A 25074-nucleotide genomic window follows, 5' to 3' on the forward strand; every position below is an offset into this window, starting at 1 on the left:
ACACCACCAACTACAAGCTGGATGGCAACACGGTGGTGTTGACTGAGGCTGGCTTGGCCCTAGTCAACAAGGGTGAGGATCTGCCTGCATTCACGCTCACTCCGAGTGACGGCGAGGTGAACGGCACGGCTGCCAACGTCGATCCGTCGGTGACAGCATTGCCGAGACCCACCATTACCTTGGAACCCATCACTGGCGACAACGTAATCAACAAGTCCGAATCCGAGCGCGACAACGTGCCGATGACAGGTACGGTGGGGGATGATGCGAAGGTGGATGACATCGTCACGCTGGCCGTGAATGGCAAGACCTTCACCGGCAAGGTCTATGATGACAACGGCATCTTGCGCTTCAGTATTGATGTGCCTGGGGGTATTTTGGCTACTACTACGTCCATTACCGCCAGCGTAAGTACTGCGGATGCAGCTGGCAATGTGGGTACGGGCAGTACCGACCATACCTATTCGGTGGATACGGAAGCTACAATAACCATCACCGGCCCGCTGGCTGTTGACGATGTGATCAACGAAACTGAATCTGGTAAGCTTCTGGTGATCAGTGGTACGACTGATGCAGAGGTGGGGCAGGTCGTCACAGTTCAGATCGGTGGCAAGTCTTATAAATTCGAAATCGTCGATACGAGCGGGAACTGGAGCGTGATGGTGCCTGCTGAAGATGTGGCTTTACTCACAGGTTCTCCGCAGATCACTGCAAGCGTGACCGACAGCGCAGATAATTACGCACAGGATCTGCACACGATTATTGTAGACAAAACACCTCCCGCAGTGAAGATCACGGTGGATCCAAGTGTGCTAAATGGTGTTGGTGAGACCAATTCCGGCGAGTTGACCATTAAGTTTACCGAAGTGCCGTATGATTCTGCAGGCAATGCACTGTCGGCGGCGGAGGTTCTGGCTTTGCTAGGTAATCCAGCCAATCTCACGCTCGATACGCTGAGCACGAGCGATGGCGGACTCACCTGGACGGGTACAGTCACCGCAGCTGCAAACACCGAAACGACGGTGTCGTTGACGATTACTGCTGGGAGCTACCACGACCAAGCAGGCAACGCGGGCGGCGAGGGCAATGGCAACGTCAGTATCGACACCATCGCACCAACGATCACCATCACCGGCCCGCTGGCCAGTGATGACGTGATCAACGCGGCTGAATCCCTGCAAGACTTGACCATCAGTGGCACCACGATAGGCGTGGAAAATGGCCAGTTGGTAAAGGTCACCCTCAATGGCGAGACCTATACGGCTGAAGTGACGAACAATGCCTGGACGCTGGATGTGCCTCGGGCGAATGTGACGGCGTTGCCGCAAGGCGGGCTGATCGTGACGGCGGATGTTTCCGATGCGGCGGGCAACCCTGCAACGCAGGCGACCCGTCCGGTCACGGTGGACACGGAAGCGCCGATCATCACCATCACTTCAGTAGCGGATGATAATAACATCGTCGAATGGGATGAGAAGACCACTGAGGGCTTTACTGTTGCTGGTACGGCTTCTGGCGTGCTGACGGGTGCCGAAGTCATCGTGACCTTTAAAGATGCCAGTGGTAATCTTATTCTCGATGCCGACAATCATCCGGTCAGCGTCACTGGTACGGTCAATGCTGATGGCGATTGGACAGCGAACGTCAGCCCAGCGAAGGCTGCAACGTTGAAGGATGGCACCGCCACAGCTACCGTCAGCGATGCCGCAGGCAATAGCGCGAGCGATGATCAGGCCTACACGGTTGCCGCGCCGCCGTCGCCGGTCATTACTGGCTATCACGACAATATTGACTATGTGCAGGGCACTACCAGTGCACAGACTGCGCATGATAGCAGTACTACGGTCTCGGGCAGTGTATTGGGTCGCTATGGAGAAACGCTGACAGATTTCACAGAGACGACTATGCTGAACGGTACCTACGGCACCTTTACCTTCGACACCACCACCGGCATATGGAGCTATGAACTCAACCCGAATCTGGCGGGTGCGCTTGACGCCAGCAAAGCACCGCTGAATGATCAGCTCACCGTCACCGGCAGCGACGGCAAGCAGTACCAGGTGCAGGTGTCGATTCACGACATGTACCCGACGACACTGACCACCGTCACTGCCACCACCGTGGCGTTGAAGGATGAAAACAAGATCAACAGCTCCGAGGTAGAAGGCCAACTGGAAGGAACTGCATCAGATGGCAGCAGTGTGGTTACTAACGTGACCATCGACGGTCGGTCCGTTAGCATCGGTCAGACTTTGGAACTAACCGATAAAGGTGCGATCACCGTGTATGCCGATGGTCGCTACACCTTCGAGCCTTATGATGCTGGTACTTCGATCAAGCTGGAGTACACGGTCGATGGCACTACGTCGCAGACGACCACAATCACCGATAGCTCGGTGACCTACAGCAATGACGTTATGGGTCGCATCACCGGCACGGTGGACGCGCCCGATGGTCAGGTCACCCTCCGCCTGTACACAAATAAGCAAAGCACCGATGATAATGGTGATGTGAATTACGGTAATGTTAGTTATCCTAACGGTGCAGATGTGGTGGTCACGGTCAGTGGCGGCCAATGGACGATCAGTCCCGAGCAGTTACGTGAAGTGTTGCAGAAAATCTGGTGGGCCGACCAGTTGCGCGGCGACGATGAAATCTATCTGCAGGTCAAGCTAGTTGATACCGTTACTGGACACGTCAGCGAGGTGTCTGAAAAGTACACCTTCGTGGCTGATACTTATGCTCCGCAGGCGACCCATGTTGATTATGTTGCACCGGAAAGCACTGGATTTGGTCATGTCACCGCACTCGTGTCTGGTGACCTGACTAACGCCAAGCAAACCCATGCCGATATTGGCGACAAGGTCGAGGTGTACTATGACGGTGAGTTCTATGGCGAGGGTATAGTTGGTAGTCTGGCTCCTGGTTACGGGCAATATTTACAGATCAATGTAGCGCTTAATCAGGCCTTGCCTATTGACTACAACTCGGATCTTCTTAAGGTTCATGTCACCGACAAGGCGGGCAATACTGGTACCAGTGACAGTGGAACCGTAACTCCGGCACCAGAGAATCTGCCAACACCGATAGTGGTTGCCTATGTAGATTCTGTTACTGGTTCTAATGGTGTAGGCGGAAGCGGTGACACTGGGGATGTTGGATACAATGGACTGACCAACGATAGGCAGGGTAGCATTCGCGGTACGATTGACTTGGATGCAGCCGGTGGCGACGAGGTGGACGAAATCTGGGTCACCGTACGTGGCCTCGGCCCGATCCGTATCGAAGTGCCTGAAAGTGCGAGCGGAGTTTGGACCTGGACCATCACCTCGGAACGGCTCGCCCTGCTCACCACCACCGGCACCCTCGGCGATGGTTCGGTCGAAGTGGTGGCGCGTGCCTACAACTCGGATTCCAACTCGACAGGCCTAGCATCCGCGCCATTTGTGTTCACCGTGGACGGTACCCCGCCGACGGTGAGTGTCAGTGTAGACGATGTGAACCTGACTGGCGCGGAGACCGTCATGGTCACCTTCACCTTCAATGAAGCGCCGCAGGGCTTTGTCGTGGGCGACATCACCACAACCGGTGGCACGGTCTCGAACCTGCAGCAGGTCAGCCCGCTGGTCTGGACGGCCACGTTCGCCCCGACAGCGGGTTACGAAGGTGCTGCCTCGGTGACGCTTGCGGCGGGCAGTTACGCCGATGCAGCGGGCAATGCCGGCTTGGCAGGCAACGTGGTCGGCATGACCGTGGATACCCGCGCGCCTGTCAACACGGTACCTGTGGCGCAGACAGTCAATGAAGACACGACGTTGAGCCTGTCGACGGTTCAGGTGGCTGACACCAACCTCGCCAGCGTGCAGCTCAGCGTGGGCAATGGTGTCATGAAAGTGACGTTGCAAACTGGGGCTTCCATCAGTGCCGGTAGCAACGGTAGCGGTACCCTGACCCTGGTCGGCAGCGAGGCGGCGATCAACGCGACCTTGCAGACCTTGACCTACCAAGGTAATACTCACTGGAGTGGTAGCGATACTTTGGCGGTGGTTTCCAAGGATAACTTCGGGCAGACAGTTAATAACACCACGACGATCAACGTCACGCCGGTGGCCGACGCGCCCACGTTGACCTTAACGTCGCCGACGGTCGAGTCGCCAGTGGACAATGGACTCATACGGACCACTTATACGGGTTTGAATATTGGTGGCACTGGTGGCAATGGTGTGTCTGAAACAGACTTGCTGGTCGGTTTTGCTGCTGCCTCCGGTGGCACCAGCACCACAGTTACCAATGCCAATGTCAACATCTCCAACGGATTGACTGCTAACGCAGGTGACAAGATGTCCGGCCTGATCTATCTGGAAGCAGGCAAGTCATATACCTTTGGTGGCACTGCCGATGACAGCGCTGCCATCGTGGTCGGTGGTATCACTGTGGCTTCGGGGCGTTGGGGCATTAGTAGTACCAGTCCTGATGGCTCTAGTGGATCCGGTAAGTTTCAAGGCACGTTTACGCCCTCTGCCAGTGGTTACTACACATTGGATATCTATGTGCATAACCAATCTGGGCCTGGTGGCTATAGCATCTTGTTTAAAGAAGGGTTGAACCCAGCCGCCGTGCTGTCGACGACGTCTGCGCAACTGTTTACAAATGTGGCAGCGATTGAGGCGGCAGGGGGTGAACTGGGCAGTCTGAGCAACGGTACCGGTCGCTACGGCTATTACAAGGCCTATGGTGCCAATGAAGGCGAGGCTGGTACTGCCATCAAGATTTCCAGCATTGCTGCAGGTCTGGTGGATACCGATGGCTCCGAAACTTTGGCGGTGTGGGTCAAGAACATCCCAGTGGGTGCGAAGCTCAGCGATGGCAGCAACAGCTTCACCGCCACAAGTGGCAACACGCAAGTGGATGTTCAGAGCTGGAACAAGGCTACGCTGACTTACACCCCGCCGATCAATGCTAGCACTGGTGCGGTAACGTTGCAGGTGGAGGCCATCACCACCGAAGTGGGTAATCCCTCCAGCACCGCCAGCACCACTGGCAGCCTAGTGGTGCAGGTGCATGCGGTCGAGCCTGTCGTGTTGGGTGCGTTCAGCGGTGGCGTGCTGGGCAATACCTCGGCGTGGACTGTTACAGAGGGAACGGTGGCGATTAATAGTGATGGGCGACTGGTGATTGATGATTCAAGCAACAATGGTGGAAATAATGCCATAGCCACCAGCGCTGCTTTTACTGTCAATCATGCTGGCAGTACTCTGACGTTCAGCCAGTGGACGAGTGAGGTACGGAGTGGTGATTCGGTCAGTTACCAGTTGCAAAAGCAGGATGTCAATGATGGGACTTGGAGTAATGTGACAGGGGCCAGTGGTACGCACAACTTCTCCAGCAACACCAATCTGATCAACCAGTCCATTACTCGGACAATCGATGAGGCAGGCACCTACCGGCTGGTGTTCACGGTTGCGGACTATTCATCGCGGGGCAATCTTACCTTGCAGGTCGACAATATCACCCTGACCCCACCTCAGAACATCGCTGGCAGGGGTGCATCTGCCGAAAGCTTCGTTGCCGATTCGTTCGGTGAAGATCTGCTGATGAGTGGTCTCGAGAATGACAGCTTAAACGGCGGTGCAGGAAGTGACATCCTCAATGGTGGTTCAGGCAACGATACCTTGATTGGTGGTTCTGGTTCAGACACAGCGATTTATGCGGTCTTAAATGCTGCCGATGCGACAGGTGGTAATGGTACAGACACATGGGTCGATTACGAAGCCAATGACAAAATTGAGTTTGGTGCTGGGTTCTTCGGAGGTCTACTTTCAGTAGATCAATCGGATATTGCTAACTACATCAAAGTTGAAGATGATGGTAATGGCGATGCCGTATTGAAAATTGACCGTGATGGTGTTGCTAATAGAACGAGTGGTACAACTCATGATTGGGCTGATTTGTTAATTATTGAAGGTAAGACCGCATTGGAATTACAGGATTTAATTAATAACCAAATCATTATTGGTTAATCTGAGTCTTTAAAGAAAGCGACATATCAAATATGTCGCTTTCTTGTCTTTTTCATTGTTAAAAATTATTTCAAACTTATATTTTTAAATTAGATACGCCAATCTCAACTTTTAATTATGGTTTCAAGCTGTATAGGAGGATTCCCTAATTTCATATTTAGAATAACTGAAAGAGTATGTGAAAGAATCTTACGAACAATTCGATGTGTTAAATGCCACAGATCTTTTGCCCTTACTTTTTGAATGTTGAATCGGTCAGTCAACTGACCGATAACAGTTTCAATTTGCCTTCGAGCATTCATCAATATTCTGATTGATTCTTTTGGTCTTAGATCAACCATATTTCGTCTATAAGGTGTTTGTAAGTCTAAATATTGATGCCTAAAATATTGTTTTAATTCAGGTCTTATATATCCCTTATCCGCTCCCAATAAACCATAAATGTTTTGTGTAATTTCAGGTGCAACATCTCTTTCATCACAATTTGCTGGAGCAAAAGTATAGTTCGTAATCATCCCTGATAAATTAATCACGATATGCCCTTTAAACCCATAATATTTTTCCTGTCAGTTAAACGTTTAGGCAGGACATTATGGAAAAAATGGTCAGGCTATCATCGCCGCAGTTTGGTGGAAACCAAGATGCATTGCATCAAATTATTAGGCGATAAATTAATGGCAAGAAGCTTTCCTAGTCAGGTGAATGAAATTCATGCACGTGTAGCAGTCCTCAACAGATTTACGGAATTAGGTCGACCACTTACCCAAGTTACGCCTTAAATTTGGCTCAATTAGGGGCGCTTTGCATTTCAAATCTTTGTGCAACAAAGCCACTCAGTATTGTCAATGCCTGCAAAAATCCTAATACCTCGATCGCTTCGGTCGCACTGCAACGTAGTATTAATGCCAACCTTGTCAGTCGTTGGATCAGGATCTTCAGCCATCATGAGGGTGCCGTGCAGGATCCTACTCATGTGAATCCAGCATTTATTGCTTTGCCTTACACTGCTGCAATCAGCCAACCTATTGATGAGAGGATCACGTTGTGTATCACCGTGCCTCATACGAATAATGATATTCAGCTAAAATGGCAGACATCAGAAATACCTGCCTTGGCAGAATTACTCAAGGCACTGGCAACATGATCCGCATTGATGAAATCTGGTTGTCTACTCAGCCCATGGACATGCGTGCAGGTATGGATACGACCATGGCTCAGGTGGTGAGAGCCTTTGGCTACATCAAACCGCATTGCGCCTACCTGTTCTGTAATAAACGTGGTCATCGTATGAAAGTGTTGGTACATGATGGACTGGGCATCTGGCTGTGTGCCCGGCGTTTGGAACAGGGTAAATTTCACTGGGCTCAAGTTCACCAAGGTGAAACCGTGGCCCTCAACCCGGAACAGTTACAGGCACTGATCCAAGGTTTGCCCTGGCAGCGCATTGGACGACAGCAGGTGGTAACAATGCTCTAAACCAAGCTCGGCTATTCTGCTATTCTCCAAACGTTCTATTTCATTCTCTTCATGACCTCAGGCATACTGCGGTCATGAATACGCTGCCTGACTTAAGCCAACTGACCCATGAACAACTGCTGGAATTTACCCGGCAGTTGGCGATGCAGCATCAGTCTCTAGCACAATCAAACCAGCAATTAGATGCCAAAGTTCAACATCTTGAAGTCACCAATCAGCAATTAGATTCTAAAGTTCAGCATCTTTCTATTCTCAATCAAAAATACGAGCATGAACTGGCGCTGTTTAAACAGCATAAATTCGGCAGTAAAAACGAACATCTCACCGCAAAACAAATCCATCTGTGGGATGAGGCGGTCGAAGAAGATATCGCAGCCGTTGATCTGGAATTAGAACGATTAAATGCAGATAAAACCCATGCAGCGACACAGAAAGCCACAGTCAACAAACCTAAACGTCGACTGCTGCCAGATCATCTACACACCATCCGTATTGAGCATGAACCTGCATCAACCCAATGCAGTTGTGGCTGCCAGTTACGTCGTATCGGCGAAGATATCAGTGAAAAACTGCATTTCAGACCGGCACAGTTCTATAAGGAACAGTATGTGCGTGGCAAATGGGTCTGTGATCAGTGCGACACCCTGACTCAGCAAGCGATGCCCGCCTATGTGATTGATAAAGGTATTGCCAGTCCTGAACTGCTCAGCCATGTGCTGGTATCGAAGTATGCCGATCATTTGCCGCTGTACCGTCAGCGCCTGATCTATCAGCGGGCTGGCATTGATCTGTCCAGATCCACGTTATCTGACTGGATTGGTCGCTGCGGTGTGGAACTGGAACCTCTGGCCAATGCCTTAAAACAGGTGGTGTTGCAACAGCGGGTGATCCATGCCGATGAAACGCCGGTCACCATCATGCGGATGGGTGAGAATGATAAAAAACCGAAGAAAGGTTATGTCTGGGCCTATGCCACTACACAGTACAATCCAGTTCAAGCCGTGATCTATGACTTTCAGGATAGTCGTTCAGGTCAGCATGCTGAAGCGTTCCTGAAAGACTGGCAGGGCCATCTGGTCTGTGATGATTACAGCGGTTATAAAGCACGCTTTAAATCAGGTCAGGTCATTGAGGTGGGCTGCATGGCGCATGCGCGTCGTAAATTCCATGAACTGCATGTAACTGGGAAAAGTCAGGTCGCTGAACAGGCATTAGTGCTGATTCAGAAAAGGCTGCCGACGCATAAAGCGACCCAAATAGAAGAATTACTGCCACATCGCTGGAAATCCAACTCAAATTAAAAAATAGGCATGGGGTTCAGCGGACGCTTACAATGATCAATTAAAATAGCAATGCCCATTGCACCTTTACAGACAATCTTCCACATAAAATCAAAACGATCCTGACCGGGGGTGCCATAAAGTCCAATTTTAGTCTCATCTTCCAGCACGATTTCACCGTAGTCGATTCCGACTGTAGTGGAATATTTACTGTGTCTCTCGATATCTGTATTGATTGCTTCGGTTTCTATGACCGGAATGTCGGAAAGTGCCTTGATCGCGGCTGATTTTCCAGCCCCCATACTCCCGCCAAAAACAATCTTATATTGCTGAAAAATCATATAGATACCTTTTTCTTCAAGCTTTGATAGGTGTCGTATAAAATCTATCGCGTAGTTTTAAGCTTAAAGCTGCCAAGTGTAATTTAGTACTTATGTCAATATTTTTAATTATGGTTGGATCATTACATGATTACAGTAACCATAACCATTTAAAATATTTTCAAATACCAGGCGGTAAGCGTAGGAGTATAAGTGTGAATAAATTGTGAATTATGAATTGATTATTTGATTAACTTGGACTGGTCACCAGAACAAATTTCAGGTGCTTTAACACAACGCGGTTGGCTGGATGTACCTTCACATGAGTGGATTTACCAGTACATTTATCAAGATAAATCAAAAGGCGGTAAACTTTATCTACACTTAAGGCTTCAGAAGAAATATCGAAAACGCGGTTACAAAAACACGGATCGTAGGGGGCAAATCATTGATAAAACAAGTATTCACTGCCGAGACCAGGTCATTGATCAACGACAACGTTTAGGAGATTTCGAAGGTGACACGGTGATTGGTAAACATCATAAAGGTGCTTTATTGACTCTCGTTGATCGAAAGATCCTGTATGTACATATTGTTCATTTAGGGCCAACGAGAGCATCCTCTCAAACGATTACTTGTGCATTAGATCGTTTACAAATGAGCCATGCTTATAGTGTGACATTTGATAATGGCAAAGAATTTTCCGAACACAAAAGAATTACTGATGTTGGCATAGAGACGTATTTTGCTGATCCTTACAAGTCTATTCAACGAGCAAGGAATGAAAATACGAATGGTTTAATCCGTCAATATCTGCCAAAATCATCATCGTTTGATGACGTGTCAAACGAACAAATAGAGCAGATAGAATTTGCACTCAACCATTGTTCTAGAAAAACACTAGGTTGGCTTACACCGAGTGAAGTTATGGGTGGTTTTTATACTGTTGTACTTGCCGCTTGAATCCGCCTTATATTTTAAGTGATTTGTAATCTAATTTGTTGCTTAAAAGATTGAATCTTGGGGGGTGTTGCATTGGCAGCGCAAAGAGAACTTATATCTTACAGAGCGAATATGTTGTCAAAAAACAAATCAATTTTTATCTTTCTTTTTTTAGCATTCGTAATCGTGAATATTTTCATGATTAGTTTATTTGCTTATACCTTATATACTTCACATGAGCGCGAAGAAGCTGAAGTTAGAATTCATATAGAAAATTTAACTTTACTTCTCGAAAAAAGAATTAGCAGTAGCTCAAAAGAAATTGATTTATCTTTACATACGTTACAAGCTTATGTAGAAAAAGAATTACGTGAAAAAAAACAAATAAATGATAGAGATATTTCTAGCTTTATTCAAAAACAAAAAGACTGGATCGGTTCTGTTACACGAATTCATATCACCGATATCAAAGGTCAAGTCCAATTTGGCGATAGTGATATTAGTAATGAGACTTGGAATTACGCCAACTATCGTTTTTTTAAAGATGTTCAACAGAATGATAAAGATCAACTGTTTGTTACGAAACTAATAAGAGATCCTAATGGTCAAGGCTGGGTTCATCTATTTGCACGACGTTACAACCAGCCGGATGGAACTTTTGCAGGTATGATCGTCTCTACATTACCTGCTAGTTACTTTAATCATCTGATTGCAGATCTGGATGTAGGCCCTAAAGGGGTGCTGTTGGTGCAAGACCTGAATATGCGAATTATCGCCCGCAATCCCGTGCTCCAAACTCCGAAAGGCCTAGTGGGTTTTGTAAGTGCACCACCAGAACTGTCACAACTGGTTCATTCCAGAGCACAGTTTGGTAGTATTTATAGTCAACAAACAATAGATAAAGTCCCACGTATGGGACACTTCCGTAGATTAAGCACTATGCCTGTTTTTGTTGTTGTTGCTTATGCAAAAGAAGACTATCTGGCTCAATGGTATCATGAACTAATTAAAGCTATTTTGTTTGGGTTGCTCTTTCTTGTAGTTACTGCGATTACAACATACTTAGTTTGGTATCAAATCCGGGCCAATATATTAAGTAATCGTCGTAGTCAGATGCTGTTGCAGAATGCTAAAGATGGTATTCATATACTAGATAGACAAGGCCGGCTCATTGAAGGGAGTGATTCGTTTTTTCGTATGATAGGCAGCACTCCACGACTAGTTGTAGGACAAACGCTGAGTTATTGGGATAACGGCTATAATGAAACAGATCTTCAAGATTTGATCAATACAGGTGTTTTAAATCCAGAGGGTATTCGCTTCGAAACTTATTATCAGAATGCTCAAGGTGAGTGTTATCCAGTAGAAGTCAGTTCAGTTCTAGTGCATCTTGATAATGAAGAGGTTTTCTTCTGCTCGGCACGTGATATTACTGAACGTAAAAAAGCTGAAGAAAATCAGCGTATCGCTGCAACTGCATTTGAGTCCCAGGTTGGAATGATGATTACAGATTCTCAGCGAGTTATTTTACGGACCAATCGTGCATTAACAGAAATTAGCGGTTATAGCCAGCAAGAGTTGATCGGTAATACACCAAAAATCTTTCAATCGGGCAGGCACGACAAAAAATTCTATGCCACCATGTGGGAGCTTATTCGTACCACTGGATCTTGGCAAGGTGAAATATGGAATAAGCGTAAAAATGGAGAATTGTATCCACAGCACATCTTGATTGCGGCTGTACGTGATAGGAATGGCGAAACGACGCATTATGTGTCTTCTATTACCGATATTTCTGCCTACAAAGCTTCAGAAGAAAAAGTACGTTTGCTTGCATTCTATGATTCTCTGACCCAATTACCTAACCGTAGCCTGTTTCTCGAGCATCTTGAACAGAGCCTACAAGAAGCGGAAAATAAAAAATGGTGGGGAGCACTTCTGTGCATTGATCTGGATCACTTTAAAGTATTGAATGATACAGAAGGTCATGAGACTGGCGATCGCTTATTAGAGCAAGTCGCAACGCGCCTGTCAGAATACATAGAAGCAAATCAAATGGTTGCTCGATTTATGAGTGATGAGTTTGTGGTACTGCTTGATCAGCTTGGCAACTCCGAGATGGAGGCTATCCAACGAGCAGAAAAAACTGCAAAAGATATTTTGCAAAAACTCGCTCAACCATACTTTTTCACTAACTCTGAGTACCGTAGTTCAGCAAGTATCGGGATTAGCCTGTTTGGTCAAGATGCAGAGGAAAACCTACAGGATCCAATTAAACGTGCCCAAATGGCAGTGTTTGAAGCAAAGAATTATGGCCGAAATACCTATCGCTTCTTTGATCCACGGATTCAATCTCAGGTTGAGGAACGTGCCGAGATTGATGCCGGCTTGCGTCAAGCGTTGGAAAAAAATCAGCTTATGTTGTATTACCAGCCACAAGTAAATGGTGCAGAGCGGATGATAGGAGTAGAAGCCTTGTTACGTTGGCGTCATCCAGTTAAAGGAATGATTTCTCCTGCCCGTTTTATCCCTATAGCAGAAGAAAATGGCTTTATGATTTCACTGGGTCAGTGGGTACTAGAAAGTGCCTGCCAGCAATTAGGAGAATGGGCTAAACACCCGAAAACAGCTCATCTCAGCATCGCCGTGAATGTCAGTGCAAGTCAGTTTAGGCGTGAGGAGTTTGTTCAAGACGTACTCGAAATTCTGGAGCGTACCCAAGCTCCGGCACACTTGCTCAAACTTGAACTTACCGAAAGCGCCCTAGTCATGCGTATAGAAGATATTATTGAAAAAATGACCATTCTTAAACGTTATGGAGTGATATTTTCTCTAGATGACTTTGGGACTGGTTATTCTTCTCTGGCTTATTTACAACGTATTCCAATTGATCAGTTGAAAATTGATCAAGGTTTTGTTCGTGATATCGTGGTGAGTAGTAATGATGCCGAAATTGTGAAAATGATTATTGTTTTGGCTAAAACTTTGGGAATTTCTTTAATTGCTGAGGGAGTTGAAACTGAAGCCCAACGAGATATATTAGAAAAACAAGGCTGTTACCATTATCAAGGCTATTTGTTTGGCAAACCGATGCCTATTGATGAGCTTGAGCAATACTATCTTTCAAGAGTACATACAAAACCAAGAAAGACCTGAGTAAGTCCCAAAGTCGTGCTATCTATCCCCACCTAAATCAAAGATTACAGATGGGGAATTTCGCACAGTTAGTTAAATTGCTGTATAAAGCAGGGCAGCCAGGCATTCCGCTTGCTCAATCGAACAGATGCCTTCCAGGCGCATCTCTTTGATCACGATCCTGAAGGGTTCTATTCGCCCGTTCTACACAGCCTTTGGCTTGTGGTGAGTTGGCGAAGATAATATCGATATTCAGGGTGCTGAGTACGCGCCCAAATTGCGTAATCTTGGTGTCTTTCTTGCTGCTTTGATTCACCCTGAAGACTGAATGTTTGTCGCTGTAAAACGCTAAAGGCTTACCATGCTGTTCGACATACAAACGTGTTGAAATCATATAGTCAAAGGCTGATTCCGACTCACAGAAGCGTAAATGCTGCAATTTTCCTGTGGCATCATCGATAAACACCAGTAGACAGCATTTAGGGGCTCATCCATCAAACCAGTCATGGTATGAGCTATCGATTTGAATCAGTTCACCAAAGCAATCCCGGTTGTAACGAGGCTGATACGGGCGTTTCAAGTGCTTGGTGCAAAATCAACAGCTACTTGGATACCAATTCTTATTAAGAATGGACACTTACTACTCACTTGCCTTGTGCCATTTTAGTAAGCATCCGGCTAACACAGCCTTACCAAGCGATCCTATAAGCCTTAATTTAGTCCCCACCTAAAAACAAGTGGGGACTTAATCCATGAACATGGATATATATTCAGCAACACCTCCTATTGCTAAAAAACGCAGAACATACAGCAAAGAATTCAAACTCAGTATTGTCAATGCCTGCAAAAATCCTAATACCTCGATCGCTTCGGTCGCACTGCAACATAGTATTAATGCCAACCTTGTCAGTCGTTGGATCAGGATCTTCAGCCATCATGATGGTGCCGTGCAGGATCCTACTCATGTGAATCCAGCATTTATTGCTTTGCCTTACACTGCTGCAATCAGCCAACCTATTGATGAGAGGATCACGTTGTGTATCACCGTGCCTCATACGAATAATGATATTCAGCTAAAATGGCAGACATCAGAAATACCTGCCTTGGCAGAATTACTCAAGGCACTGGCAACATGATCCGTATCAATGAAATTTGGCTCTCTACCCAGCCCATGGATATGCGAGCAGGAATGGATACTGTCATGGCTCAGGTGGTGAGAGCCTTTGGCTGTTAGCGGCAGTGTAAAAATGACCCCCTAATGGCATTTAAAAACTGACCCCCTTGGTTAATATAGCGGTCATTTTGGACTGCTCAACATGTTAACTTTGGAGCAAGCAGTGACAATCCAAATACTTCATCAACAAGGTAAATCTATTAAAGCCATTAGTCGTGAACTGGGGGTGTCCAGAAATACCGTACGTAAATATTTACGGCAAAACACCACACCTCAGTATCAGCGTATACAGCCTAGAATAAGTATCCTTGACCCATACAAACCCTATTTACTCCAACGTGTAAACGCAGCTCATCCTGAATGGATTCCTGCTGTTGTGCTCTACCAGGAAATTTTAAGGTTGGGATATCCAGGAAAGATCAGGATCTTGAGGGAATATCTTGCAACATTAAAACCAGTTGCTAAACCAGAACCGATCATTCGTTTTGAAACCCAACCTGGCCAACAAATGCAAGTAGATTTCACGACAATTCGACGCAACAACACGACTTTAAAAGCCTTTGTCGCAACATTAGGGTATTCCAGAGCGACTTTCGTGAAATTTTATGATCATGAACGTACGGATGCATGGATCGATGGTCTAGAAAATGTATTTCAGTTCTTTGCAGGAGTACCTCAAGAAATCCTGTTTGATAACGCTAAAACGATCATGATTGAACGGGATGCCTATCAGGAGGGGCAGCATAAATGGAATCCCAAACTGCTCGACTGCGCCAAGAAATACAGCTTTCGTCCTCGCGTATGTAAGCCCTACCGTGCACTGAACCGTACTGGGTTTGTCGGAGACTTTTTTATTTAAGTTAGGCCACCTGACCTAACGTGTTAACCTTATCATAGTACATTGCTTCAAACTCAAAAGGCGATACATAATCTAGTGCACTATGTACACGCTCTTTATTGAACCAATCTACCCAATTTAGTGTCGCAAGTTGTACATGTGCTAAACCTTGCCAATCTGCTTTTAGATATTCAATCACCTCTGTTTTGTATAAGCCATTCACCGTTTCAGCCAAAGCATTATCGTATGAATCACCCGTTGTACCGACTGATGCTCGTAAATTTGCTGCTTCAAAACGATTGGTATAGCGAATAGAAAGATATTGAACACTTCTATCGGAATGATGAATCACATTCTTTGGCATGCCTCGATCGTGCAATGCTTCTCATCACAGAGATCTAGAGTCCGATAATAGGTTGAAGGGGCGATCGGTAAAATTCTACAAATCGCCTCGACTCCGTACAGCTCTTTATTATGGATAAAATCCACCATTATTTGTGAGGGCGGTCGAGCTCCGCCTGGGCGAAAAAAGCGGCTGCTTTGCGTAGAATTTCATTGGCACGCTTTAATTCTTTAATTTCACGTTCCATTTGCTTCATTTTTTCTTGGTCAGATATCTGTTGTACTTTGGCAGGATTTAGTTGATCCATATGCTTTAAATACCAAACACGCAATGTTTCAGGAGTACAACCGATTTTAGGAGCAATAGCTGTGATTGCTGCCCAAGTAGAAGGATAATCTTTTTCAGATTCAATTAGTAATTGAACCGCTCTTTCTCAAATTTCGGGGGTATAGTTTGGTTTTTTCATCGGAATAGTCTCTCAGAATATTGAGTCTCCGACAAACCCGGTACGGTTCACTATCTAGTTAAGTATTTCTAATAAAACTATAAAGTGATACAGTTGACACAAAAAATAAATGTTCAAAATATACATTTATTTTGATATAAAGATGTTAAAATGTGCACTGCGTCACAATAATAATTTTTCAGTAGATTCATGGAAAGATATTTGTGTAGGAAATGTGCTTGAAATTGTTCCTTAAATTGTTCTAAGTCCACAAGGGATAGTTATGTTGAGATTGTCACTTTTAGCTGTTGTAGCTTCATTGGGGGTAGCGGCTTGCACATCAAGCCCATATACGAAGCCATCAGATTTACGTTTTCAGAAAAAAACGCAAGAAAATAATCAACCTATTGTATTAAAGCGAGATGAGAAGCTTTGTGGTGGTGATACAGCAGAACAGCAAAATTGCCCGATTGAATTTTATATTGACAGTATTAAAGCTGGAAATTTTTATATAAATAATTCGGCTCAATATGCATTGAAACCAGAAACATATAATTTCAAAGTAAAAAACTGTACTGAAGAATCATGCCAAAGTTGTGATGTTGACTTAAACGTAGGAAAGCTAACAAGCAATGAATTTGTACTCTCTGTCAATATAAACGGTAAACCTTTTATTTCCAATAATGGTCAGCCTTTAAGTTGTGAGGTGAAGCACAAGGTTGCTGCTCAGGAACAGATAATACGAGTGGATTTAGCTGCGGACACTTTATTTAAATTTAACGGTTCTTCCTTGAATGATTTACTGCCAAAGGGGCGTCAAGAGGTCTTGAATGTTGCTTCGCAAATTCATAACAACTTCGTTTCTGTAAGCCGCATTAATTTAGTTGGTCACACAGATCGTTTGGGAAGTGATAGCTATAACAATCAATTGGGGCAAAACCGTGCAGACACAGTACGCAACCTGTTGGTTCAAAACGGTGTATCTGAAAATAGGGTGTGTTGACACTTTTAGCTTAAAAAATAGCGAAGTAGTAAAATCAAATCGCCAAACCCAATTTTACTATTCGCTATGCCTCGTACCATGCTGACAGATCAACACTGGCAAAAGTTGAAAACTATTTTGCGTAATTTATCTATTCATCACAACTCAAACTTACGTAATTTTATTGAAGCTATTCTCTATAGAATTAGAACAGGCTGTCCGTGGCGAGATATTCCTTCCTATTTCGGTCAATCAAACTCTATTTTCAAACGTTTTAATCGTTGGTCAAGCAGTGGTAAGTTGCTTAGATTATTCAAATTATTAGCATCATGCCCCGATATGGAATGGATTTTTATTGATGGCTCTCACGTACGTGCTCATCAACATTCTGCCGGTATAGCGAATCAATCCATTTCTAAAAGTGTAGGAGGAAACTCCTCAAAAATACATTTGATTGTTGATGCAAATGGCAATCCTATTGATTTCATGATTACCGATGGAACCACACATGATGTCAAAGTTGCACCTGATTTAATATCAACATTAGACTTAAAAGAGACAAAAGTGGTCTGCGCAGATAAAGGCTATGATTCAGAACCACTGCGTGAACAGATCAGAAAAACAGGGACAAAAGCGAATATACCAAAGAAAATAAATAGCCAATCGAACAATGATCATATGGACTGGTATTTATATAAAATCAGGCATTTAGTTGAAAATATGTTTTGTAGATTAAAGCAATTTAGAGGAATAGCTACCCGATATGACAAGCTCAAAAGAAATTATCAAAGTGCTGTTGCCTTAGCCTGTATATTTTTATGGCTACCTTTATAGGTTTAATTATGAACAGTAAATGTCAACAGACCCTAATATTTCAACGTCTAGTGCAGGCAAAAATCAACCTGTGACGAATGGTTGTTTTGATGTAAAACAGCGTGAAGAACTCAAAGCTTGTTTAGCCTGACCGCCGTGTAACTGTCGAAATTACAGGCATTACTAAATAGTTAAAGTTTTAGAAGATAAAAGAATATAATTTTTTGGGTAAAAATATGACTAATTTTATTGTAATTGAGAAAGACTCATTAAATAAGTCTACAGTAAATGCGACACAGATTACATTAACCGAAGCTTCTATTGTTCATGCTAAAATGAGCCGTGATGACGTCGACGAATTTATCCGTGATGGCAATAACTTAGTGCTTAAGTTAAAAAATGGTGAAGTTGTTGTTATTGAGAATTTTTTTATAACATATGACGATGTCGCTTCAGATTTGGTTTTTGAAGAAGATGGGTGTGTTCTATATTGGTTTGATGGCGTATCGGGTTTTAAAGGCATTCCAGGATTAGAAGCATTATTGCCTGCTGTTGAAAGCAGTCAACTCGTTGGATTGTTACCTTGGTTGGTGGGTGCTGCTGTAGTTGGTGGCGCTGCAGCAATTATTGATCACAATGACAAGGATGAAGAACCGAAAGATACTACAGCACCTACAGCACCAACTGTTGAGATTAATGATGGTGGTGATGGTGTTATCAATCCAACTGATCTTGTCAACGGCAAAGTTACAGTGACTGTTAAGCCGACCGAGCCAGTTGTAGAGGGTGATAAGATTACGATCACTCATCCAGATGGTTCAATAGAAGAAATTGAAGTTACAGCATCAAGCAAAGATGACATTAACAACAATGGTATTACTGTTGAAGTAACTCCTGCTGCGGAAGGTAAAGATACAGTTGTTACCGCAACAGTGACCGATAAAGCTGGCAATACGTCACCAGAAGGCAGCGATAATTCAACAGTTGACTTGGTAGTTCCGGGCGATGTTGACGGTGACGGTGAAAAAGACCTAACAGGTGCGCCAGTTGTTGAAATTCAAGATGGCGGTGATGATGTCATTAACCCATCAGATGTTGATGAGAATGGCAAAGTTGATGCAAAAGTAACCTTCCCGAAAGATGCGGGTTATAGCGTTGGTGATACTGTTGTGATCAAAGATCAAGATGGCACTGAACTGGTTAACCGTCCATTAACAGCTGAAGACCTTGAAAACGGCATTACTGTCAAAGTAACTCCTGCAGCGGAAGGTGAAGACACTGTGTCAAACATAACGCTCCTTTCATTCATTTTAAATTTGAATTTATCTTAAGTTAATTTTGGATAAAGATAGATAAAAATTGTAATGAAAATGGCTGCAATTACAGTACTCATTTAATGCTATGATGCAGCATTTGAAAAACTCCCACGGTATGAATTTACCAAGATGCTTAAATCATGAATTTTATAAAATCAAAGATATGGCTTGTGCTGTTTCTTCCGTTTTGTGCACCAATAATGCCTATTTATGCAGCAAAACCAAAAAATTATTTAGACTCAGCTAAAGCAAACATCGAACAGTTTTTTTCGTCGCAACCTGCAGATTTGAATCAAGTGAGTATTCAAGAACTAAGTAAATACTCATGGGGTGAGCAGACAGCGCAAGATACTTTGCCAGTTATCAAATTGAGTGGTATTCAACAACAACTTAAAGGTATGGAAAAAATAAGCATTAACTCTGAAGCTGAGCTAACACTTTTTGATGCAATTCATCAAGCGCTACAGCGTCGACCTGAAATCACTCAGAGTATTGCTACTATTGCAGGCCAAGGTGCAAACATTGATGCGGCGAAAGCACAATATTTTCCTCAAATCTCTGGTGGTATTAGTACAGCTGATTTAACGACTGGCGAACGGGGAAGACAGCTTTACAGTTTATCAGCGACACAGGTTTTATATGATTTTGGAAAAATCAAAAGCGATATCAATATAGAAGAAGCGAAGTTATTACGAGAACAAGCAAATACATTAAATAGCATTGATGATATTGCATATCAAACAGCGAATGCGATGGTCAATATTAACCGTTATCAAGAAATCGTTCGTATTGCTAATCAACAAATCAAAGGAATTGCTCGAATTGCAGAAATCGCTAATTTACGGGCTAAAGCGGGTATTAGTAGTCAGGCAGATCCGATTCAGGCACAGTCAAATTTAGAAGCGGCCCAATCAAATTTACTCATACAAGAAACGCAATTAAAGCAATATCAGCAAAAGTTACAAATGCTACTAGGCTATGACGTCTCTCATGTGAAGATGCATATTCCAGATACGATCATTCGTAATGCGGGTTTATACAATGCCCCAAACTTTACTCAAATTCCTAAGATGATAGCAGCTCAGGCAGCAGTACAAATTGCCAAATTTCAAAAAGAACAAACGAAACTAAGTACATATCCAACAATTAATATTAAGGGCAGTTTAAATCAGGCCTTGAATGGAAAAAATCCGAATAATAATGAAGATGATGGTTTTTATAGCTCCATTATGGTGGAAGCGAATAGCAACTTTTTTCAAGGCGGGGCAGCCCGATCAAAACTCCGTTCTGCTAATTATGCGGAAGAAGCAGCAAAAGCAGCAGTTAACACAGTTTATTTAGATGTTTTGGATCAGGTACAGCTCATTCGTGTACAGGTCGAAAATAAGCAAAAGCAAATGGATGTTCTAGCTTTAAGAAAAGAAACCACGGCACGGACAAAAGAGTTGTATCAAGAACAATATAAATTAGGCACCCGCACAGTGGTGGATTTATTGAATTCTGAACAAGCAATTCATGCTGCCGCACAGGAAATTGAAAATGCAAGATATGATATTTACGCGGCCCTAATTCAGTATATCTATGTTACTGGTGCTTCAAGAGCATTTTATCAACTAAATAATACTTCTATTCAAGGGTTTGAAATTTTACCATGAGCAAAACTATGAATTATCAGCCATGGCTTCAAGCCGTTCTAGCAATTGCAAAACATTATCGTATCGAACCATCTGAAGAGCGTTTACGCTTGCAACTCGATTGGAATCCGAGCCAGTCACTTGATGATATTTTGATTTTGGTGAGCCGTCAGATCGGGATGAGTCTAAGAAAAACTGAATTTAGTGAAGATATTTTGAATCCGTGGCGTTTACCACTTCTTATTCAAATGCAAGATGGACAAGTTGGCGTATTGAATCAACTCGATGTCAATGGGAATGCAAATATTCAGTTTAGTGGTGATCAGGGATTAGCACAGGTACTTACTGTAGAGCTATTAAAAGAAAATGTGAACAATGTTTATATTTTAAGACCTGAGAAATCAATTCCTGATGTCCGTATTGATGAATATATTAAACCATATGAGCAGAACTGGTTTTGGACGATTGTACTAAGAGATTGGAAGCGCTATTTGGATGTGATGTTTGCATCATTAATGGCCAATATCCTTGCCTTGGCGACAGTTTTATTTTCTATGAATGTTTATGATCGAGTTATTCCTGCACAGTCTGTTCCAACTTTATGGGTATTAGCTGGTGGTGTACTAATTGCAGCAATATTTGAATTTTGTTTACGAGTTGCACGTATTTATTTATCAGACATTATCGGAAAACGTGCAGATCTAAAAATCTCAGATAAGGTATTTGGTCATGCTTTAAGAATTAAAAATAAAGAGCGATCCAAATCCACAGGTACGTTTATTTCGCAAATACGTGAATTAGAAGGTGTTCGTGAATTAGTCACTTCTACAACCATTTCAGCGATTGCAGATTTGCCTTTCTTCTTTTTGTTTTTGGCAATTTTTTGGCTGATCGGTGGCAATCTGTTTTGGGTAATGGTTTTGGTTGTACCTTTAATGATTATTCCTGGAATTTTGATTCAAAAGCCATTGGCAAAATTAGCATCTGAAGGAATGCGTGAAGGTGCTATTCGCAATGCAACACTGGTGGAAGCTGTTCAAGGTATAGAAGATATTAAGTTATTGCGAGCGGAATCTCGATTTCAGAACCAATGGAATCACATGAATGAAGCTGCTGCAGATATTTCAATGCGCCAGCGGAAATTAGTTGGAATTGTGGGGGCGTGGACTCAGAAAGTGCAAGGGCTTACTTTTGCGATTGTCGTCCTTGTTGGATGTTTTGCTGTGATGAAAGGGGAAATGACTACAGGTGCATTAGTTGCTTGTTCAATTTTATCATCGCGTATGCTTGGACCAATTGCACAGATTTCAGGAGTTCTAGGGCGTTTTCAACAAGCTAAAGTTGCTAAGACAAGTTTAGATGAGCTTATGAAGAAACCAGTTGACCAAGCACCAAATGCACATTTAATTCATAGACCTGTTTTGAATGGACATTATGAACTTAATAATATTGTCTTCAAATATAGTGAAAACGATGCAAAACCTACTCTCATCATTCCTAAACTTGAAATTCAAGCGGGTGAGAAAATTGCGATTTTAGGTCGTAATGGTGCAGGTAAATCAACGCTATTACAGTTGCTATCAGGGATGCAAGAACCTGTTCAAGGGAAAATCAATTTAGATGGGGTTGACTTGGGGTTAATTGATCCAACTGATGTACGTCGAGATATGGGCTTACTCAATCAGAATGCACATTTGTTTTTTGGTTCTGTACGTGAAAATTTAACATTAGGCTCACCTTTGGCGACTGACCAAGAGCTTTTAAATGTGCTCAAGCTCACTAGGGCATTAAACTTTGTATTAGATAAGAAAGAAGGTTTAGATCATCAAATTTTAGAAGGTGGTGTTGGTTTTTCTGGTGGCCAGCGTCAAGCTTTACTTTTATCACGATTATTACTTCGTCAACCAAATATTCTATTGCTTGATGAGCCGACAGCCGCAATCGATGACGTTTCTGAAAAACAATTGATTGACAACCTGAAAGGCTGGTTGGGCCAAAGAACGTTAGTCATTGCAACCCATCGTCGAGCAGTACTTGAGTTGGTGGATCGAATTATTGTAGTACATGATGGAAAAATTGTTATGGATGGTCCTAAAGAGCAAGTATTAGGTAATACTCAAACCAATATAGCGAGTACAGCATCATGATTAGAAATCCTATAGAAAGAAAAGATGCTGTAAAAGTTCAAGATTTAGAACCACCATTGCCCAGACCCAGTCTATTTATTTGGATTATTTGTTCGGGGCTTCTGGCTTTATTGATCTGGGCATGGTTTTTTAAACTTGAAGAGGTTTCAACTGGTACTGGTAAAGTCATTCCTTCATCTAAAGAACAAGTGGTACAGTCTCTTGAAGGTGGAATTTTAACAAAGCTTTATGTGCATGAAGGGCAAATCGTACAAGAAGGGCAGGTACTTGCCCAACTTGACCCAACTCGCTTTGCATCAAATGTTGGTGAATCTGCTTCCTTACTACTGGCATCACAAGCAACAGCAGCGCGATTACGTGCAGAAGTCAATGGAACTGCTTTAAAGTTTCCGAGTGAAGTACTTAAAGAGCGAAGTTTAGTTGAAGAAGAAACAGCACTGTATCATTCACGACGATCTAATATAGAAGAATCTTTGTCAGGTTTACAACAGGCACTTATTTTAGTTGAACAGGAGCTACAAATGACTGAACCATTAGTAGCTAAAGGTGCAGCTAGTGAAGTCGAAGTATTGCGGCTCAAGCGCCAAGCAACTGATTTGCGCAATCAAATGAATGATGTGAGAAATCAATATTTGGTAAAAGCTCGAGAAGAGTTGGCAAAAGCCAACACAGATATCGAAACGCAATTACAAGTCGTAAAAGGTAAATCAGACTCTTTAAATCGTACTCTTTTTAAATCACCTGTACGAGGAATTGTTAAAGAAATTGATGTTATGACTATTGGCGGAGTGATTTCTCAAAATGGCAAGTTGATGACAATTGTTCCTCTGGATGAACAACTTTTGGTTGAGGCACGTATTTCACCGCGAGATATTGCTTTTATTCATCCTGGGCAAGATGCACTCGTGAAGATCACTGCCTATGATTATTCTATTTATGGTGGGTTGAAAGGAAAAGTTTCAATTATTTCACCAGACACATTGAGAGATGAAGTTAAGCAAGATCAATTTTATTATCGAGTGTATATTCGAACGGATTCAGGAAAATTGATGAATAAAGCAGGCAAACAATTCAGTATTACTCCTGGCATGGTTGCAACAGTCGATATTAAAACAGGGGAGAAAACGATTTTAGATTATCTAATAAAACCATTTAATAAAGCGCAAGAGGCTTTAAGAGAAAGATAGTTTTGAGTGAGCCTGTAAATAAATTTGAGGGTGTAAATAATTTTGTTTTTGTGCTTTTTATATGTGAATACGGCTTTGTTGCACAAAGATTTGAAATGCAAAGCGCCCCTAATTGAGCCAAATTTAAGGCGTAACTTGGGTAAGTGGTCGACCTAATTCCGTAAATCTGTTGAGGACTGCTACACGTGCATGAATTTCATTCACCTGACTAGGAAAGCTTCTTGCCATTAATTTATCGCCTAATAATTTGATGCAATCCATCTTGGTTTCCACCAAACTGCGGCGATGATAAGCTGTCATTAAAAAGTAAACATGTATTCTTTTCCGAATTGGTTTGATACTCTCTCCACCCATTGCTCTATTTTATCAGCTGTCATGACTTGAAAATCTCGCCAATAATATTTCATCTGCTTCCATACCATCTCGATTCGATTTAACTCAGGGCTATAAGCTGGAATAAAATACAAATTCGTCGAAAAGTTACTTTTAAGTAGCTCTCTGTAATCAGCCATCTTTTTACTTCTATGAATCGAGGCATTATCAACAATAAGAACCAATGGAAGGTTATAAGTCTGTTTTACTTGTTGAGCTATTCCAGTTAAATAGGCATAAAACCAAGTGCTTGTAACTGACTCTTGTAAACAACTTGTCACCAGTTTCCCCGTTGAAAGCAAACACCCCATGACATTAACTCGTTTTAATCTTATTGCATCAACCGCATGAACATCACCTATCTTTGTCCACGCATAGCGGTTATCAGGTGTAGATGAAAACCCTGTTTCATCAACATAACCTAATATAATTTCACCACGTGCCGCTTGCTCTCGTAATTTTTCAATCTGCTGTGTTGCTTGTTCAAATGCAATCGGATCTCTTTTTTTTCAAGCTATGACGGGTACGCTTGAAGACCATACCTGAATCACGTAAAAACTTACGAATGGTTTCAACAGACACGGACACTTCGTATTCTTCATGTAGTTTGACTCGGATTTGTTCTGCATTGAGTGGACTTGTATTGACCC

The 25074-nt window shown here is 43.3% G+C and carries 13 protein-coding genes, 9 pseudogenes and 1 other annotated feature; of the genes and pseudogenes, 15 read left to right on the forward strand and 7 right to left on the reverse strand.

From position 1 onward, the window contains the following. Window positions 1–53 precede the first annotated feature (53 nt). Window positions 54–6020 (forward strand): Ig-like domain-containing protein, encoded by a 5967-nt coding sequence (locus FTU66_RS02680; protein ID WP_218949282.1) that lies wholly within the window; start codon window positions 54–56, stop codon window positions 6018–6020. A 104-nt stretch (window positions 6021–6124) separates the two neighbouring features. On the opposite strand, the pseudogene FTU66_RS02685 reads toward FTU66_RS02680, so the two are convergent. Next, a pseudogene (locus FTU66_RS02685) lies at window positions 6125–6586 on the reverse strand (IS982 family transposase); the annotation flags it as partial. On the opposite strand from FTU66_RS02685, the pseudogene FTU66_RS02690 reads away from it, so the two are divergent. The 4 genes and pseudogenes from FTU66_RS02690 to FTU66_RS02705 all read left to right on the forward strand — a co-directional run. After that, window positions 6587–6799: pseudogene (locus FTU66_RS02690) on the forward strand (IS5/IS1182 family transposase); the annotation flags it as partial. 26 nt (window positions 6800–6825) lie between these two features. Next, entirely contained in the window at window positions 6826–7164 is a 339-nt protein-coding gene (locus tag FTU66_RS13615) for an IS66 family insertion sequence element accessory protein TnpB (protein ID WP_228720344.1), read from the forward strand. Beyond that, window positions 7161–7496, forward strand: a complete 336-nt coding sequence (gene tnpB / locus FTU66_RS02700; protein WP_180112256.1) for an IS66 family insertion sequence element accessory protein TnpB — start codon at window positions 7161–7163, stop codon at window positions 7494–7496. The genes FTU66_RS13615 and tnpB overlap by 4 nt, the downstream gene beginning before the upstream one ends. Window positions 7497–7570: 74 nt before the next feature. Further along, the gene (locus tag FTU66_RS02705; RefSeq protein ID WP_180112257.1) at window positions 7571–8797 is read left to right on the forward strand and encodes an IS66 family transposase; all 1227 of its coding nucleotides are present in this window, start codon (window positions 7571–7573) and stop codon (window positions 8795–8797) included. Window positions 8798–8829: 32 nt separating this feature from the next. Here FTU66_RS02705 and FTU66_RS02710 read toward each other — a convergent pair. Further along, window positions 8830–9117 (reverse strand): annotated as a pseudogene (locus tag FTU66_RS02710) (ATP/GTP-binding protein); the annotation flags it as partial. 216 nt (window positions 9118–9333) lie between these two features. Between FTU66_RS02710 and FTU66_RS02715 the strand changes: the two are divergent. Next, window positions 9334–10059, forward strand: a pseudogene (locus tag FTU66_RS02715) (IS30 family transposase); the annotation flags it as partial. A gap of 57 nt (window positions 10060–10116) precedes the next feature. Then, window positions 10117–13194 carry an EAL domain-containing protein gene (locus FTU66_RS02720; RefSeq protein ID WP_257222042.1) on the forward strand — a complete coding sequence of 1026 codons (3078 nt, stop codon included), beginning with the start codon at window positions 10117–10119 and terminating at the stop codon, window positions 13192–13194. 71 nt (window positions 13195–13265) lie between these two features. Here the strand turns inward: FTU66_RS02720 and FTU66_RS02725 are convergent. After that, a pseudogene (locus FTU66_RS02725) lies at window positions 13266–13759 on the reverse strand (ISNCY family transposase); the annotation flags it as partial. A gap of 166 nt (window positions 13760–13925) precedes the next feature. Between FTU66_RS02725 and FTU66_RS02730 the strand changes: the two are divergent. Together FTU66_RS02730 and istA are read left to right on the forward strand one after the other, a co-directional pair. After that, window positions 13926–14309: a transposase gene (locus FTU66_RS02730; protein ID WP_180112258.1), complete on the forward strand. Its 384-nt coding sequence runs from the start codon at window positions 13926–13928 to the stop codon at window positions 14307–14309. A 180-nt stretch (window positions 14310–14489) separates the two neighbouring features. Next, window positions 14490–15167: pseudogene (istA, locus tag FTU66_RS02735) on the forward strand (IS21-like element ISAba8 family transposase); the annotation flags it as partial. Window positions 15168–15207: 40 nt separating this feature from the next. Here the strand turns inward: istA and FTU66_RS13545 are convergent. After that, window positions 15208–15940: pseudogene (locus FTU66_RS13545) on the reverse strand (integrase core domain-containing protein). Further along, window positions 15606–15719 (reverse strand) — a sequence feature (AL1L pseudoknot). (Overlaps the previous pseudogene by 114 nt.) A 316-nt stretch (window positions 15941–16256) precedes the next feature. Here FTU66_RS13545 and FTU66_RS02750 point away from each other — a divergent pair. The 6 genes from FTU66_RS02750 to FTU66_RS02780 all read left to right on the forward strand — a co-directional run bounded on the left by FTU66_RS02750 (window position 16257) and on the right by FTU66_RS02780 (window position 24052). Continuing rightward, window positions 16257–16976, forward strand: coding sequence for an OmpA family protein (locus FTU66_RS02750; protein ID WP_257222043.1), 720 nt, complete (start codon window positions 16257–16259; stop codon window positions 16974–16976). Between the two features lie 66 nt (window positions 16977–17042). Next, window positions 17043–17789 (forward strand): IS5 family transposase, encoded by a 747-nt coding sequence (locus tag FTU66_RS02755; RefSeq protein ID WP_180053563.1) that lies wholly within the window; start codon window positions 17043–17045, stop codon window positions 17787–17789. Between the two features lie 215 nt (window positions 17790–18004). Next, entirely contained in the window at window positions 18005–19099 is a 1095-nt protein-coding gene (locus tag FTU66_RS02765) for a BapA prefix-like domain-containing protein (RefSeq protein WP_180112260.1), read from the forward strand. A 125-nt stretch (window positions 19100–19224) separates the two neighbouring features. Further along, complete coding sequence (locus FTU66_RS02770; RefSeq protein WP_180112261.1) at window positions 19225–20739, forward strand: TolC family protein; 1515 nt, start codon at window positions 19225–19227, stop codon at window positions 20737–20739. Further along, window positions 20736–22865 carry a type I secretion system permease/ATPase gene (locus tag FTU66_RS02775; RefSeq protein WP_180112262.1) on the forward strand — a complete coding sequence of 710 codons (2130 nt, stop codon included), beginning with the start codon at window positions 20736–20738 and terminating at the stop codon, window positions 22863–22865. The genes FTU66_RS02770 and FTU66_RS02775 overlap by 4 nt, the downstream gene beginning before the upstream one ends. Then, window positions 22862–24052: an HlyD family type I secretion periplasmic adaptor subunit gene (locus FTU66_RS02780; RefSeq protein WP_163120768.1), complete on the forward strand. Its 1191-nt coding sequence runs from the start codon at window positions 22862–22864 to the stop codon at window positions 24050–24052. Before FTU66_RS02775 ends, FTU66_RS02780 begins: the two co-directional genes overlap by 4 nt. A 123-nt stretch (window positions 24053–24175) precedes the next feature. Here the strand turns inward: FTU66_RS02780 and FTU66_RS13770 are convergent. The 3 genes and pseudogenes from FTU66_RS13770 to FTU66_RS02795 all read right to left on the reverse strand — a co-directional run. Further along, window positions 24176–24349, reverse strand: a pseudogene (locus FTU66_RS13770) (IS5/IS1182 family transposase); the annotation flags it as partial. 2 nt (window positions 24350–24351) lie between these two features. Beyond that, window positions 24352–24918, reverse strand: coding sequence for an IS630 family transposase (locus tag FTU66_RS13620; RefSeq protein ID WP_121533679.1), 567 nt, complete (start codon window positions 24916–24918; stop codon window positions 24352–24354). Next, window positions 24908–25074 (reverse strand): annotated as a pseudogene (locus FTU66_RS02795) (winged helix-turn-helix domain-containing protein); the annotation flags it as partial. The gene FTU66_RS13620 and the pseudogene FTU66_RS02795, both read right to left, overlap by 11 nt.

It is taken from the genome of Acinetobacter sp. YH12131, assembly GCF_013418635.1.
Taxonomy (GTDB): Bacteria; Pseudomonadota; Gammaproteobacteria; order Pseudomonadales; family Moraxellaceae; genus Acinetobacter; species Acinetobacter towneri.